8 protein-coding genes are annotated in these 14,625 nt (G+C 67.3%); 7 read left to right on the top strand and 1 reads right to left on the bottom strand.

Features of this window, described 5'->3' with window-relative positions; all coding sequences use genetic code 11:
- The first annotated feature begins 46 nt into the window (after positions 1 to 46).
- From HP445_RS06490 to rpoC, 3 genes are all read left to right on the top strand, one after another.
- Positions 47 to 673: a hypothetical protein gene (locus tag HP445_RS06490; protein ID WP_128780448.1), complete on the top strand. Its 627-nt coding sequence runs from the start codon at positions 47 to 49 to the stop codon at positions 671 to 673.
- Positions 674 to 1,075: 402 nt separating this feature from the next.
- Positions 1,076 to 4,564 carry a DNA-directed RNA polymerase subunit beta gene (gene rpoB, locus HP445_RS06495; RefSeq protein WP_071406174.1) on the top strand — a complete coding sequence of 1,163 codons (3,489 nt, stop codon included), beginning with the start codon at positions 1,076 to 1,078 and terminating at the stop codon, positions 4,562 to 4,564.
- A gap of 44 nt (positions 4,565 to 4,608) precedes the next feature.
- Positions 4,609 to 8,490 (top strand): DNA-directed RNA polymerase subunit beta', encoded by a 3,882-nt coding sequence (rpoC, locus tag HP445_RS06500; RefSeq protein ID WP_110863230.1) that lies wholly within the window; start codon positions 4,609 to 4,611, stop codon positions 8,488 to 8,490.
- Between the two features lie 129 nt (positions 8,491 to 8,619).
- Here the strand turns inward: rpoC and HP445_RS06505 are convergent, their stop codons facing one another.
- Positions 8,620 to 9,015 (bottom strand): VOC family protein, encoded by a 396-nt coding sequence (locus HP445_RS06505; RefSeq protein ID WP_071245506.1) that lies wholly within the window; start codon positions 9,013 to 9,015, stop codon positions 8,620 to 8,622.
- Between the two features lie 401 nt (positions 9,016 to 9,416).
- On the opposite strand from HP445_RS06505, the gene HP445_RS06510 reads away from it, so the two are divergent.
- From HP445_RS06510 to HP445_RS18890, 4 genes are all read left to right on the top strand, one after another.
- Entirely contained in the window at positions 9,417 to 11,084 is a 1,668-nt protein-coding gene (locus HP445_RS06510) for a GspE/PulE family protein (protein ID WP_027466747.1), read from the top strand.
- On the top strand, positions 11,081 to 12,703 hold the full coding sequence (locus HP445_RS06515) for a type IV pilus twitching motility protein PilT (protein WP_276340543.1): 1,623 nt from the start codon (positions 11,081 to 11,083) through the stop codon (positions 12,701 to 12,703). The genes HP445_RS06510 and HP445_RS06515 overlap by 4 nt, the downstream gene beginning before the upstream one ends.
- Positions 12,703 to 13,935, top strand: a complete 1,233-nt coding sequence (locus HP445_RS06520; RefSeq protein WP_111023277.1) for a type II secretion system F family protein — start codon at positions 12,703 to 12,705, stop codon at positions 13,933 to 13,935. The genes HP445_RS06515 and HP445_RS06520 overlap by 1 nt, the downstream gene beginning before the upstream one ends.
- A 185-nt stretch (positions 13,936 to 14,120) precedes the next feature.
- Positions 14,121 to 14,582, top strand: coding sequence for a type II secretion system protein (locus HP445_RS18890; RefSeq protein ID WP_111032235.1), 462 nt, complete (start codon positions 14,121 to 14,123; stop codon positions 14,580 to 14,582).
- Positions 14,583 to 14,625: the final 43 nt, after the last annotated feature.

The raw sequence follows: 14,625 nt of genomic DNA on the forward strand, positions 1-14,625 counted from the left end.
CGATGAGGAGTGCACCACTGCTGATCCGCCGCAGGAGACCTCCGTCATGACCGCCGACACCATGAGCGTGCCCACCGCACGCCTCACCACCCCGGACACCCACCGGTCCGGGACCCGACCCACCCGGGTGATCCGGGCCTCCCGGCCGTCCCGTGCAGCCCATCCGTCCCGCGCCGCCCTGCCGTTCCACGCCGACCGCGAGACCGCACCCGCCTGGATGCGGGTCGTCGGTACGGCGCTGCTCCTCGGCGGCGGCGGGCTGTCCGCCGCCGTGCTCGGCTGGCCCGGGGACGCACCGGAGGTCGCCCTGCTGGTGCCGGCCCTGCTCGCCGTCGCCCTCGGGTCGCTGCTCCTGCTCGCCCGGGCCGGGTTCACCGTCACCGAGCGGCACGTGACCCTGCACTTCCGTCCGCTCCCGCCGCGGCGCATCCCGCGCCGGCGGATCACCGACGTCCGCCTGGTCGAGGCGGACGCTGCCACCTACGGCGGTGTCGGCCTGCGGATCCGTCGTGGCGAGCGTGCGCTCATCCTCACGCCGGGGCTCGGGATCGAGCTCACGGACGACCGGGGCCGGGTCACGTTCGTCCGCACACGTCGCCCGGAGGACGCGTTCCGTGCGCTGGCCGGACTGCCGGGAGGCGCGGATCGCGTCGAGCGCGAGCGTCTCGGTTGAGCAGGGGCCCTGCTGAGCAGGGGCCCGGCTGAGCCCGGGAATGGAAGCGGCGTGTGGCGGCTTATACACGCCACTGCCGAATCCGGTCAAGCCGGGACTGGACAGCGCGCCACGGAGCGAACTATGATGACAGTTCGCGCTCCCTGGCATCCGTGTCGTCATATTGCGGTCGACGCAGAGTTCTGAGACAGAAACTCATCTCGCCCTGGTGCAGCCGGACCCGTATATGGCGGCGGGTACCGCTCACGGAGATCATCCCACACGTGCACCGACGTTCCGCGTCAAGGCACGCGTCGGCGTGGTCGCAGGGCTTGCATCTCAGGGTTCGCCGAGCGATCAATCCACTCACCTACACACTGCTCGTCAGTGTCGGCCCGACGGGGCCTACCGGAGGTCACACCCTTGGCTGCTGCGCCCAACGCATCCACCAACCCCAAGAACGGTCGCAACCACTCGCGACTCTCGTTCGCCAAGATCACGGACACCCTCACGGTTCCTGATCTGCTCGCACTCCAGACGGAGAGCTTCGACTGGCTCGTCGGCAACGACGTCTGGAAGGCCCGCCTCGCCGAAGGGCAGGAGCAGGGTCGCACCGACCTCGCGCTGCACTCGGGGCTCGAGGAGATCTTCGAGGAGATCTCCCCGATCGAGGACCTCGGCGAGACCATGCAGCTCTCGTTCACCGCGCCGGAGCTCGAAGACCCGAAGTACTCGATCGACGACTGCAAGGAGCGCGGCAAGACCTACGCCGCTCCGCTGTACGTCAACGCCGAGTTCATGAACCACATGACGGGTGAGATCAAGACGCAGACGGTCTTCATGGGCGACTTCCCGCTCATGACCGAACGCGGCACGTTCATCATCAACGGCACCGAGCGCGTCGTCGTGTCACAGCTCGTCCGTTCGCCCGGCGTGTACTTCGAGCGCCAGCAGGAGAAGACCTCCGACAAGGACATCTACTCGGCGCGGATCATCCCGTCGCGTGGTGCCTGGCTCGAGTTCGAGATCGACAAGCGCGACCAGGTGGGCGTGCGCATCGACCGGAAGCGCAAGCAGTCCGTGACCGTCTTCCTCAAGGCCCTCGGCCTGACGAGCGAAGAGATCATGGACGAGTTCCAGGGCTTCGCGTCGATCGAGTCGACCCTCGAGAAGGACGCCGTCCTCACGAAGGAAGAGGCGCTCAAGGACATCTACCGCAAGCTCCGTCCCGGCGAGCAGGTCGCTGCCGAGGCCGCGCGTGCGCTCCTCGACAACTTCTACTTCAACCCGAAGCGCTACGACCTGGCGAAGGTCGGCCGCTACAAGGTCAACCGCAAGCTCGGCATGGACGCCCCGCTGTCCGACTCGGTGCTCACCGTCAAGGACATCGTCGCGACGATCAAGTACCTGGTGTCGCTGCACGCTGAGCGCACCACGATCGACGGCGTCCGTGACGGCGAGCCGGTGCAGCTGCGCCTCGACGTGGACGACATCGACCACTTCGGCAACCGTCGCATCCGCGCCGTCGGCGAGCTCATCCAGAACCAGGTCCGCACGGGTCTGTCCCGCATGGAGCGCGTCGTCCGCGAGCGCATGACCACGCAGGACATCGAGGCGATCACCCCCCAGACGCTCATCAACGTGCGTCCGGTCGTCGCCGCGATCAAGGAGTTCTTCGGAACGTCCCAGCTGTCGCAGTTCATGGACCAGAACAACCCGCTCGCGGGCCTGACGCACAAGCGTCGTCTCTCGGCCCTCGGCCCGGGTGGTCTGTCCCGTGAGCGTGCCGGCGTCGAGGTCCGTGACGTCCACCCGTCGCACTACGGCCGCATGTGCCCGATCGAGACCCCGGAAGGCCCGAACATCGGCCTGATCGGTTCGCTCGCGTCGTTCGGTCGGATCAACTCCTTCGGCTTCATCGAGACCCCGTACCGTCGCGTCGTCAACGGCGAGGTCACGAAGACCATCGACTACCTCACCGCTTCGGAAGAGGACGACTTCGTCGTCGCGCAGGCCAACGCCCCGCTGACGAACGACTTCCACTTCGCCGACGACAAGGTGCTCGTCCGCAAGAAGGGTGGCGAGGTCGAACTCGTCGCCAAGGACGAGGTCGACTACATGGACGTCTCCCCGCGCCAGATGGTGTCGGTCGCGACGTCGCTCATCCCGTTCCTCGAGCACGACGACGCGAACCGCGCCCTCATGGGTGCGAACATGCAGCGTCAGGCTGTCCCGCTGCTCCGTTCCGAGTCGCCGCTCGTCGGTACCGGTATGGAGGGCTACACGGCCATCGACGCCGGCGACGTCGTCACCGCCGACAAGGCCGGTGTCGTCTCCGAGGTCTCGGCCGACGCCGTCACCCTGCAGCTCGACGAGGGCGGCACGCAGACCTACTACCTGCGCAAGTTCGACCGCTCCAACCAGGGCACGAGCTACAACCACCGCGTCATCGTCTCCGCAGGCGAGCGCGTGGAGCAGGGCGAGGTCATCGCCGACGGTCCCGCGACGGAGAACGGCGAGCTCGCGCTCGGCAAGAACCTCCTCGTCGCGTTCATGCCGTGGGAGGGCTACAACTACGAGGACGCGATGATCCTGTCGCAGAACCTCATCAAGGACGACACCCTCTCCTCGATCCACATCGAGGAGTACGAGGTCGACGCCCGCGACACCAAGCTCGGCAAGGAGGAGATCACCCGTGACCTCCCCAACGTCAGCCCGGACCTGCTGGCCGACCTCGACGAGCGCGGCATCATCCGCATCGGTGCCGAGGTCCGCCCCGGCGACATCCTCGTCGGCAAGGTCACGCCGAAGGGCGAGACCGAGCTGAGCGCCGAGGAGCGTCTGCTCCGTGCCATCTTCAACGAGAAGTCGCGCGAAGTCCGCGACACCTCGCTCAAGGTGCCCCACGGTGAAGAGGGCACGATCATCGGCGTCAAGGTGTTCGACTCGCAGGACGGTGACGACGAACTCGGCTCTGGTGTCAACCAGCGCGTGGTCGTCTACATCGCCCAGAAGCGCAAGATCACCGCGGGTGACAAGCTCGCCGGTCGTCACGGCAACAAGGGCGTCATCTCGACCATCCTCCCGGTCGAGGACATGCCGTTCCTCGCCGACGGCACCCCCGTCGACATCGTCCTCAACCCGCTCGGCGTCCCCGGCCGCATGAACTTCGGCCAGGTGCTCGAGATCCACCTCGGGTGGCTCGCCAAGCAGGGCTGGAACGTCGAGGGCATCCAGGACTGGGCCGAGAACCTGCCGGAGGCAGCGCACAGCGCCGAGCCCGGCACCAAGGTCGCCACCCCGGTGTTCGACGGTGCGTACGAGCGCGAGATCGAGGGCCTCCTCGACTCGACCCTCCCGAACCGCGACGGCGAGCGCCTGATCGGCTCGTCCGGCAAGGCGCAGCTCTTCGACGGCCGCTCCGGCGAGCCGTTCCCGGAGCCCGTCTCGGTCGGCTACATGTACATCCTCAAGCTGCACCACCTGGTCGACGACAAGATCCACGCGCGTTCGACCGGTCCGTACTCGATGATCACGCAGCAGCCGCTGGGTGGTAAGGCGCAGTTCGGTGGACAGCGATTCGGTGAGATGGAGGTGTGGGCGCTCGAAGCGTACGGCGCCGCCTACGCCCTCCAGGAGCTCCTGACGATCAAGTCCGACGACATCCTCGGCCGCGTGAAGGTCTACGAGGCGATCGTCAAGGGCGAGAACATCCAGGAACCCGGCATCCCCGAGTCCTTCAAGGTCCTCATGAAGGAGATGCAGTCGCTCTGCCTGAACGTCGAGGTCCTCTCGGCCGACGGCCAGGCGGTCAGCCTGCGCGACAACGATGACGAGGTCTTCCGCGCTGCGGAGGAGCTGGGCATCAACATCTCCTCGCGGTTCGAGTCGTCCTCTGTCGACGACATCTGATCCCGCCCGTACATCGAAGCCTGAATCAGCAAGAGAGAAGAACATTGCTCGAAGCAACTTCCTTTGACGCCATTCGGATCGGCCTCGCGACCGCCGAGGACATCCGTCAGTGGTCGTACGGCGAGGTCAAGAAGCCGGAGACCATCAACTACCGCACCCTGAAGCCCGAGAAGGACGGTCTGTTCGGCGAGCAGATCTTCGGTCCTTCCCGCGACTGGGAGTGCGCCTGCGGCAAGTACAAGCGTGTCCGGTTCAAGGGCATCGTCTGCGAGCGCTGCGGCGTCGAGGTCACCAAGTCCTCGGTCCGTCGTGAGCGCATGGGCCACATCGAGCTCGCTGCCCCCGTCACGCACATCTGGTACTTCAAGGGCGTCCCGTCGCGCCTCGGGTACCTCCTCGACATGGCGCCGAAGGACCTCGAGAAGGTCATCTACTTCGCGGCGTACATGATCATCGACATCGATGAAGAGGGCCGTCACGCGGACATGCCGGGTCTCGAGAACGAGATGCGTCTCGAGATCAAGACCCTCGAGGGCCAGCGCGACTCGATCATCGCTGACCGCCTCAAGAAGCTCGAGGACGACCTCGCAGCCCTTGAGGAAGAGGGTGCGAAGGCCGACGTCAAGCGCCGCACCAAGGACACCGCCGAGAAGGAGATGTCCCAGGTCCGCAAGTCGTTCGACGAGGACATCACCCGTCTCGAGCGTGTGTGGGAGGACTTCCGCAACCTCAAGGTGGGCGACCTCAAGCCCGAGGACGCCGTCTTCCACGAGCTCCAGGACCGGTTCGGGATCTACTTCGACGCCTACATGGGCGCCGAGGCGATCAAGCTCCGGCTCGAGGCGTTCGACCTGGCCGCCGAGGCCGAGGCGCTGCGTCTGCAGATCGCCGAGGGCAAGGGCCAGAAGAAGATCCGCGCGATCAAGCGTCTGCGCGTCGTCAGCTCCTTCCTCGCCACCGGCAACTCGCCGGCCGCGATGGTGCTCGGCGTCGTGCCGGTCATCCCGCCGGAGCTGCGCCCGATGGTGCAGCTCGACGGTGGCCGTTTCGCCACGTCGGACCTCAACGACCTCTACCGTCGTGTGATCAACCGCAACAACCGTCTCCGCCGCCTGCTCGACCTCGGTGCCCCCGAGATCATCGTGAACAACGAGAAGCGCATGCTGCAGGAAGCCGTTGACGCGCTGTTCGACAACGGTCGTCGTGGACGTCCGGTCACGGGTACCGGCAACCGTGCCCTGAAGTCCCTGAGCGACATGCTCAAGGGCAAGCAGGGTCGTTTCCGCCAGAACCTGCTCGGCAAGCGCGTCGACTACTCGGGCCGTTCGGTCATCATCGTCGGCCCGCAGCTGAAGCTGCACCAGTGCGGTCTGCCCAAGCAGATGGCGCTCGAGCTCTTCAAGCCGTTCGTGATCAAGCGCCTCATCGACCTGTCGCACGCGCAGAACATCAAGTCGGCCAAGCGCATGGTCGAGCGTTCGCGTCCGCAGGTGTGGGACGTGCTCGAGGAGATCATCCGCGAGCGCCCCGTGCTGCTGAACCGTGCGCCGACGCTGCACCGTCTGGGCATCCAGGCGTTCGAGCCGCAGCTCGTCGAGGGCAAGGCCATCCAGCTCCACCCGCTCGTGTGTGCTGCGTTCAACGCGGACTTCGACGGTGACCAGATGGCCGTGCACCTGCCGCTGTCGGTCGAGGCCCAGGCCGAGGCCCGCATCCTGATGCTCGCCTCGAACAACATCCTGAAGCCGTCCGACGGCCGTCCGGTGACCCTGCCCGCACAGGACATGATCATCGGTCTGCACCACCTGACGACCGTCCGCGAGGGCGCCGTCGGTGAAGGCCGTGCGTTCTCCTCGGTCGCCGAGGCGATCCTGGCCAACGACCAGCACACGCTGCACCTCAACGCGATGGCGAAGATCCGCATGACGGGTGTCCACTTCGCCGAGGGTGAAGCTCCCGAGGGCTACGAGCAGGGCGACACCGTGCTGCTCGAGACGACCCTGGGCCGTGCGCTCTTCAACGAGACCCTGCCGGCGAACTACCCGTTCGTCCAGAAGGTCACCGACAAGGGTGTGCTGTCCGCGATCGTCAACGACCTCGCCGAGCGCTACTCCAAGACCGAGACGGCCGCTGCGCTGGACCGGATCAAGGACGCCGGCTTCTACTGGGGCACCCGCTCCGGTGTGACCGTCGCCCTGTCGGACGTCGTGACGCCTCCTCGCAAGAAGGAGATCATCGCGGGCTACGAGATCCAGGCCGCCAAGGTGCAGGGCGAGTTCGACAAGGGTCTGATCACCGACTCCGAGCGTCGCGCCGACCTGATCAAGATCTGGACCGAGGCCACGAACGAGATCGCGCAGGAGATGCGCGACAACTTCCCGGTCGACAACACCATCAACCGCATGGTGTCGTCCGGTGCTCGTGGTAACTGGCTCCAGGTCCGCAACATCGCCGGTATGCGTGGTCTGGTGAACAACCCGAAGGGCGAGATCATCGCCCGCCCGATCATCAACTCGTACCGCGAGGGCCTGACCGTGGCGGAGTACTTCATCGCCACCCACGGTGCTCGCAAGGGTCTTGCCGACACCGCGCTCCGTACCGCGGACTCCGGGTACCTCACCCGTCGTCTCGTGGACGTCTCGCAGGACGTCATCATCCGCGAGGACGACTGCGGCACGACGCGTGGCCTCGAGCTGCCGATCGCGACCGTGGACGCCGACGGCAAGCTCGTCCGCGACCCGCGCGTCGAGAACACCGTGTACTCCCGCACCCTGGCCACCGAGGCCGTGGACGCACAGGGCACGGTCGTGGCAGAGGCTCGCGAGGACGTCGGTGACGTGCTCCTCGAGAAGCTGCTGGCAGCCGGTGTCGAGAGCATCAAGGTGCGCTCGGTCCTGACCTGCGAGTCGGCCGTCGGTGTCTGCGCGAAGTGCTACGGCCGTTCGCTCGCCACCGGCAACCTGGTCGACATCGGTGAGGCAGTCGGCATCATCGCCGCGCAGTCCATCGGTGAGCCCGGTACCCAGCTGACGATGCGTACCTTCCACACGGGTGGTTCGGCTTCGGCCGACGACATCACCCAGGGTCTGCCGCGTGTCACGGAGCTCTTCGAGGCGCGTACCCCCAAGGGCGCGTCCCCGATCGCCGAGGCCCCCGGCCGCGTCGTGGTCGAGGACACGGACAAGGGTCGTCGGATCATCCTCACGCCGGACAACGGCGACGAGCCGTTCATCTACCCGGTGCTCAAGCGTGCGACGCTCCTCATCGAGGACAACCAGCACGTCGAGCTCGGCGAGCAGTTCATCGCCGGCACCGTCGACCCGAAGGAAGTCCTCCGGGTCAAGGGTGTCCGAGAGGTCCAGAAGCACCTGGTCAACGGTGTGCAGGACGTCTACGGCTCGCAGGGTGTGCCGATCCACGACAAGCACATCGAGGTCATCGTCCGCCAGATGCTCCGCAAGGTCACCGTCGTCGACCACGGCGACACCGACCTGCTGCCGGGTGAGCTCGTCGACCGGTCGCGCTACAACGCGCTGAACCGTGCGGCGCTGCAGGAGGGTCGCAAGACCGCCTCGGCTCGCCAGGAGGTCATGGGCATCACGAAGGCGTCCCTCGCGACCGAGTCGTGGCTGTCCGCCGCTTCCTTCCAGGAGACCACCCGCGTGCTCACGCAGGCGGCCATGGAGGGCAAGCAGGACCACCTCGTCGGCCTCAAGGAGAACGTCATCATCGGTAAGCTCATCCCCGCCGGGACGGGCCTCAGCCGGTACCGTGACGTGGACGTGAACGCGACCGAAGAGGCGAAGGCGGAGCGGTACCCCAACCGCATCTTCGCTGACGACTCGTCGTTCTCGGACGCCGACCTGAGCTTCGTCGACTTCGACAGCTTCTCGTCGGACGACTTCACGCCGGGCACGTACAACTGAGCCTGATGTGATCCCACGAAGGCCCCGTCTCCGCAAGGAGGCGGGGCCTTCGTCGTGTCGTCACCGCGTGACGGCCTGGAGGCGCGGTGCGGGGCCGCCACGGGCCTCCCGTCCGCCGTGGGGTCGCGGCTAGAGCGCGCGGCCCGCGCCGTTGTCGCGGCCGGAACCGCGTCCGGTCTCGTCGACCAGCGAGAACAGGCTCAGCACGTTGCCGTCGGGGTCGCGGACGTCGAACCAGTCGACGGCCCCGTCGACGCACTCGACGGGGCCGATGTCGATGCCGAGCGCGCCGATGCGTGCGTGCTGCGCGGCGACGTCGTCGACGCCGAAGCGGACGCTGACCGGGTTCTCCTCGGCCTGTTCGTCGACGTAGAGCTGGATCCAGATGCCGCCGACCTCGTACTCGGCGACGCCGTCCTCGGGCTCGAGGTCCGGCTCGGTGCGCTCGAAGACCGCGCCGTACCAGAGGCAGGACGCCTCGATGTCGCTGACGGGCAACCCCACGGTCACGCTCGTGATGTCCATGACTCATCATGTGCCCGGGTGGGGGCGCACGTCGAGAGGGATTCCGCGGTGCCGCGCTGTCCGGCCCGCGTCGGACGGCGGCCCCGTTCCTCCACACCCCCGTGAGACGCCGACGTTCTCCACGGACTGCGCGCCAGGACTCCGCGGTCTTTGCGGGGTCCGGGAGGCTGGCGAACATGCACCCTCCGACGACCACCGCGAACCGGCCGAAGCGTCCCCCGGACCGGGGCCGAACCGGTCGTGGACCCCAGTTTTGGGTGCAGCCGGACCCCCTCCGCCCCCTCTTTCTGGGACTGCGGTCGGCGAGGGCCCCAGAAGTAGCGTGGTCGGGCGCCACATCCCTGGTGGCGCATCACCCGACGACGTCTCGCCGTGCGCGAGTCCAAGGAGGCACGGGACTCATGGCGACCCTGTCCGAGATCCTCATCCTGAACGGCGCCCTGCCCATCGAGCACCTCGATGCGATGACGGGTGACGAGGACCTCGACGAGCGCGCCATCCGCGGCCTGGTCGACCAGGGCGTCGTGAGCGAGGCCCAGTTCATCACCGCCCGGGCCGCGTCGAACAACTCACGCACCGTCCCGCTGAGCGACTACCCCGTCGACGGCACCGCGGTGTCGATCCTGCCGGCGGCCCTGTGCCGGCGCCACGGCGTGCTCGGCGTCGGGTTCGAGGGCGACCTGCTCATCCTCGCGATGGTGAACCCCACGAACGTGCTCGCCATCGACGACGCCCGGACGGCATCCGGTCGCGCGATCAAGCCGCTGCAGGTCGAGGAGCGTGACCTCGTCGCTGCCCTCGACCGGTACCTGCGCGCCGACGACGAGCTGAACGACCTGACGTCGTCGCTCGAGGAAGAAGCGTCGACGACCTCGAAGGCGCAGGTCGACATCGCCGACGGCGCCCTCGACGACGTCCCGATCGTCCGCTTCGTGAACCTGCTCGTGTCGCAGGCCATCCAGGACCACGCGTCGGACATCCACATCGAGCCCGGCGAGCACGAGGTCCGGATCCGGTACCGCATCGACGGCGTGCTGCACGAGATGGCGCCGGCGCCGAAGAACATCCAGAACGGCGTGATCAGCCGCCTGAAGATCATGAGCGACATCGACATCGCCGAGCGTCGCAAGCCGCAGGACGGCCGCATGTCCGTGCGGCACGGCGGCCGGCAGATCGACCTCCGCGTCGCGACGCTGCCCACCGTGTGGGGCGAGAAGGTCGTCATGCGGATCCTCGACAACACGAACACCTCGCTGACCCTCAAGGACCTCAACCTCCTCGAGCAGAACTTCCAGGCGTACCAGCGGTCGTACTCGAAGCCCTACGGCATGATCCTGGTCACCGGCCCCACCGGTTCGGGCAAGTCGACGACGCTGTACACGACCCTCAACGCCGTGGCGAAGCCCGAGATCAACGTCATCACGGTGGAGGACCCGGTCGAGTACCGGATGGCCGGCATCAACCAGGTGCAGGTCAACCCGAAGGCCGGCCTGACGTTCGCCTCCGCGCTCCGCTCGATCCTCCGGTCCGACCCCGACGTCGTGCTGCTCGGTGAGATCCGCGACCACGAGACCGCCCAGATCGCGATCGAGGCGTCGCTGACCGGGCACCTCGTGCTCTCGACCCTGCACACCAACGACGCCCCGTCGGCCGTGACCCGCCTGACCGAGATGGACATCGAGCCGTTCCTGGTCGGGTCCGCCCTCGACTCCGTCGTCGCCCAGCGCCTCGCACGACGGCTGTGCGACCGGTGCAAGGCGCCCGCCGTGTACGAGATCGAGCAGCTCCGGGCGCTCGGGTTCCTGGCCCCCGGCGACGAGATGCCGGCGTTCTTCGCCCCGGTCGGCTGCGCCGTCTGCTCGAACACCGGGTACCGCGGCCGCATCGCCCTGCACGAGGTCATGACCGTGACCGAGGAGATCGAGCGGCTCGCCGTCGGTCGTGCCTCGAGCGCGGAGATCAGCCGCGTCGCCCAGCAGCAGGGCATGCTCACGCTCCGCCAGGACGGCTTCGAGAAGGTCAAGCTCGGCATGACGAGCGTCGACGAGATCCTGCGCGTCGTCGCGTGACCGGGGAACAGGACGAGCAGATGACCGACTCCGTGTACGACATCACCATGCCCGGCGACGAGCCCGTCGCCGGATGGCACCCCGGCACCCCGGGCGCCGAGGTCGGCTCGCGCCGTGCCGCGCGTCTGGCCGCAGCCAAGGCCGCCTCGCCCGAGCAGGTCTACGACCTGACGGACGACTCGGCGGTGTGGCCCGCGCCCACCGGCACGGCCGTGGCGAGCCCGGTTGCCGGGCCCGTGGGTGGTCCGGTCGCTGCGCCCGTGGCGCAGTCCGCCACCGCTCCGGCGACGCCGCCTGCCGCGGTGCCGTCGTCGACGGCCACCTACGGGTACGCCGAGCCCGCGACCCAGCAGCTGCCGGCCATCGCCTACAGCGGCGCCCACCACGCCGCACCGGCGGCACCCACTCCGGTTCCCGCCCCCGCCGCGGCATCGGCAGGTGACATCGACTTCGCCCGGCACGCACGTGAGGTCGCCGACCCCGACCTCATCACCGCACTCGCACAGGTCGTCTACCAGGGGGCCTCCGACCTGCACATCACGGCCGACGCCCCGCCCACCGTCCGCGTCGACGGCTCGCTCCGGCCGGCCGTGCCCGGAGGCGCGTGGTCGCGTGGCAAGGTCATCGCGGCACTCAAGACGCTGCTGTCCGTCGAACAGGCCGGGCAGTTCGACCACGACCAGGAACTCGACTTCGCGTACTCGCTGTCGCCGGAGTACCGCTTCCGCGTGAACTACTACCAGCAGCGCGGCAACTGGGGCGCCGCGTTCCGCATCATCCCCACCAGGATCAAGACGCTCAAGCAGCTCGGCATCCCCGCGCACGTCGGTGACTTCGCCGGCCTGCCCCGTGGACTAGTCCTCGTCACCGGCCCGACCGGGTCGGGCAAGTCGACCACCCTCGCGGCGCTCATCGACCTGGTCAACGAGAGCCGTGCCGACCACATCGTCACGGTCGAGGACCCGATCGAGTTCATGCACGACCACAAGCGGTCGATCATCAACCAGCGCGAGGTCGGCGCCGACACCCACTCCTTCGCCTCGGCGCTCAAGCACGTGCTGCGGCAGGACCCCGACGTCATCCTGATCGGTGAGCTCCGGGACCTCGAGACCATCTCCGTCGCGCTGACCGCCGCCGAGACCGGCCACCTGGTGTTCGCCACCCTGCACACGCAGAGCGCCCCCGGCACGATCGACCGCGTCATCGACGTCTTCCCGCCGCACCAGCAGGGGCAGATCCGCACCCAGCTCGCCGCCACCCTGCAGGGTGTCGTCTGCCAGACCCTCGTCCCGAAGGCCAACGGCGTCGGCCGGGTCGTCGCCACCGAGATCATGACGATCACCCCGGCCATCGGCAACCTCATCCGCGAGGGCAAGACCTACCAGATCACCTCCGCCATGCAGGCCGGCCGTGACCTCGGCATGCACACCATGGACCAGGACCTCGCCGAACTGGTCAACGTCGGCACCATCTCGCGCAAGGCCGCGATGGAGAAGGTGCACGACGAAGAGGGCTTCGACCGGCTCGTCCAGCGCGTCGAGTCCCCGTCCGACTCCTCGGCCGCCGCGATCGCCGCCAGCGGCATCGACTTCGGCGACAAGTTCTCCGGAGGCTACTGATGTCACTCGCGTTCGACTACCGCGGGCGTGACGGCGCCGGCAAGCTCGTCAAGGGCCGCCTCGACGCCGCGTCCGAGGGAGCCGTCGTCCAGCGCCTCCGGGGGATGGGCGTCTCACCGATCGCCATCACCGAGGCCAAGGCCGGCACCGGGCTCCAGACCGAGATCAAGATCCCCGGGTTCGAGAAGGGCGTCGGCCTCAAGGACCTCGCGATCATGTCGCGACAGGCCTCGACGATGCTCACCTCGGGGCTCTCGCTCCTGCGGACCCTGACGATCCTGTCCGACCAGACCGAGAACAAGAAGCTCAAGGACATCCTCGGCAAGGTCCGCGACGACGTCGAGCGCGGCGTCTCGTTCTCCGACGCCGTCGCGAAGTACCCGGTCGACTTCCCGCCGATCATGATCAACATGATCCGTGCAGGGGAGACCGGCGGGTTCCTCGACCAGGCCATGGACTCCATCGCCACGAACTTCGAGAAGGAGCACAAGCTCCGCTCGACGATCAAGTCGGCGATGACCTACCCGGTGGTCGTGCTCGTGATGTCGCTGGTGGCGGTCGCCATCATGCTCATCTTCATCGTCCCGATCTTCCAGGACATGTTCTCGTCGCTCGGCGGCACGCTCCCGCTGCCGACGCAGATCCTCGTGACGCTGTCACACGCCATGCGGTACGTCGCGATCCCACTCGCGATCGTCGTCGTGCTGGCGTGGCTGTGGTGGCGAGCGAACAAGAACACCGAACGCGTCCGAGCGTTCATCGATCCGATCACCCTGAAACTGCCGGTCTTCGGCCCGCTGCAGAAGAAGATCGTCATTGCTCGGTTCGCTCGCAACTTCTCGAACATGATCGGCGCCGGTGTTCCCATTCTGCAGGCATTGCGGATCGTCGGGGAAGTGTCGAACAACTTCGTCGTGAAGCGCGCGCTCGACAATGTCGCAGAGGCGGTGCGGAAAGGTGAATCAATCGCGGTGCCGCTCGCCGCGCAATCGGTTTTCCCGGCAATGGTGACACAGATGGTCGCGGTCGGTGAAGACGCCGGTTCCCTCGAGATCATGCTCGAGAAGATCGCGGTGTTCTACGACGCCGAAGTCGAGGCGACCACCGACGCCCTCACCTCGCTGATCGAGCCGCTGCTCATCGCGTTCCTGGGGGTGGTGGTGGGCGGGATGATCATCGCGCTCTACATGCCGATCTTCCAGATCACCAACGTCGTGCAGAACGCTTCCTAGCCATTCCACCCCCATGCGGGGGCATTGTCGATATCGACCCTCCCCCGCACTGGGGGTGTTTTGTGCCCAGCATGGCCCCCGTTCTCGGGATTGGCCGCTCGATGTGTCCCCAATACGCTGATCTGCGGCGGCCGAGCAAGCCCCGAAATCATTTCCCCGACATTCCCCGCAGAATGGAAACAACCATGTACTTCGCTCTCATGGGCAAGCTCGACGCTCGCCGCAAGGGTCTCCTGAAGGACGGCGAGAAGGGCTTCACGCTCATCGAGCTCCTCGTCGTCGTCATCATCATCGGCATCCTCGCCGCGATCGCCATCCCGGTGTACATCGGCGTGCAGAACAACGCGAAGGACTCGGCAGTCAAGTCCGACGTCACCAACGCGAAGACCGCCGTGGTGAGCATCGCGACGAACGGCGACGGAACGTTCCCCGCCGACAAGACGGACATCACGACCGCTGACTACAAGAAGGCGGGCACGACCGTGGGCGGCGACACGACCCTCGTCTACACGGCCAACGCGGACAAGACCGCCTTCTGCATCCAGGGCACGAGCAAGGCCACCTCGAAGACGTTCGCTGCCACGGACTCGGCGGGTGTGGCTGAGGGCACCTGCGCTGCGGGCGTCTTCACGAAGAAGACCCCGTAACACCACCGTCAGGGTGGACGTTGACCTGTGGGTCACCGTCCGC

Origin of the sequence: Curtobacterium flaccumfaciens (genome assembly GCF_013359815.1) — a bacterium.
Lineage (GTDB): Bacteria > Actinomycetota > Actinomycetes > Actinomycetales > Microbacteriaceae > Curtobacterium > Curtobacterium flaccumfaciens.

Coding starts and splice junctions, on each gene's coding strand:
- HP445_RS06490 (WP_128780448.1), top strand. CDS start 47: ATGACCGCCGACACCATGAGCGTGCCCACCGCACGCCTCACCACCCCG.
- HP445_RS06505 (WP_071245506.1), bottom strand. CDS start 9,015: ATGGACATCACGAGCGTGACCGTGGGGTTGCCCGTCAGCGACATCGAG.
- HP445_RS06510 (WP_027466747.1), top strand. CDS start 9,417: ATGGCGACCCTGTCCGAGATCCTCATCCTGAACGGCGCCCTGCCCATC.
- HP445_RS06520 (WP_111023277.1), top strand. CDS start 12,703: ATGTCACTCGCGTTCGACTACCGCGGGCGTGACGGCGCCGGCAAGCTC.
- HP445_RS18890 (WP_111032235.1), top strand. CDS start 14,121: ATGTACTTCGCTCTCATGGGCAAGCTCGACGCTCGCCGCAAGGGTCTC.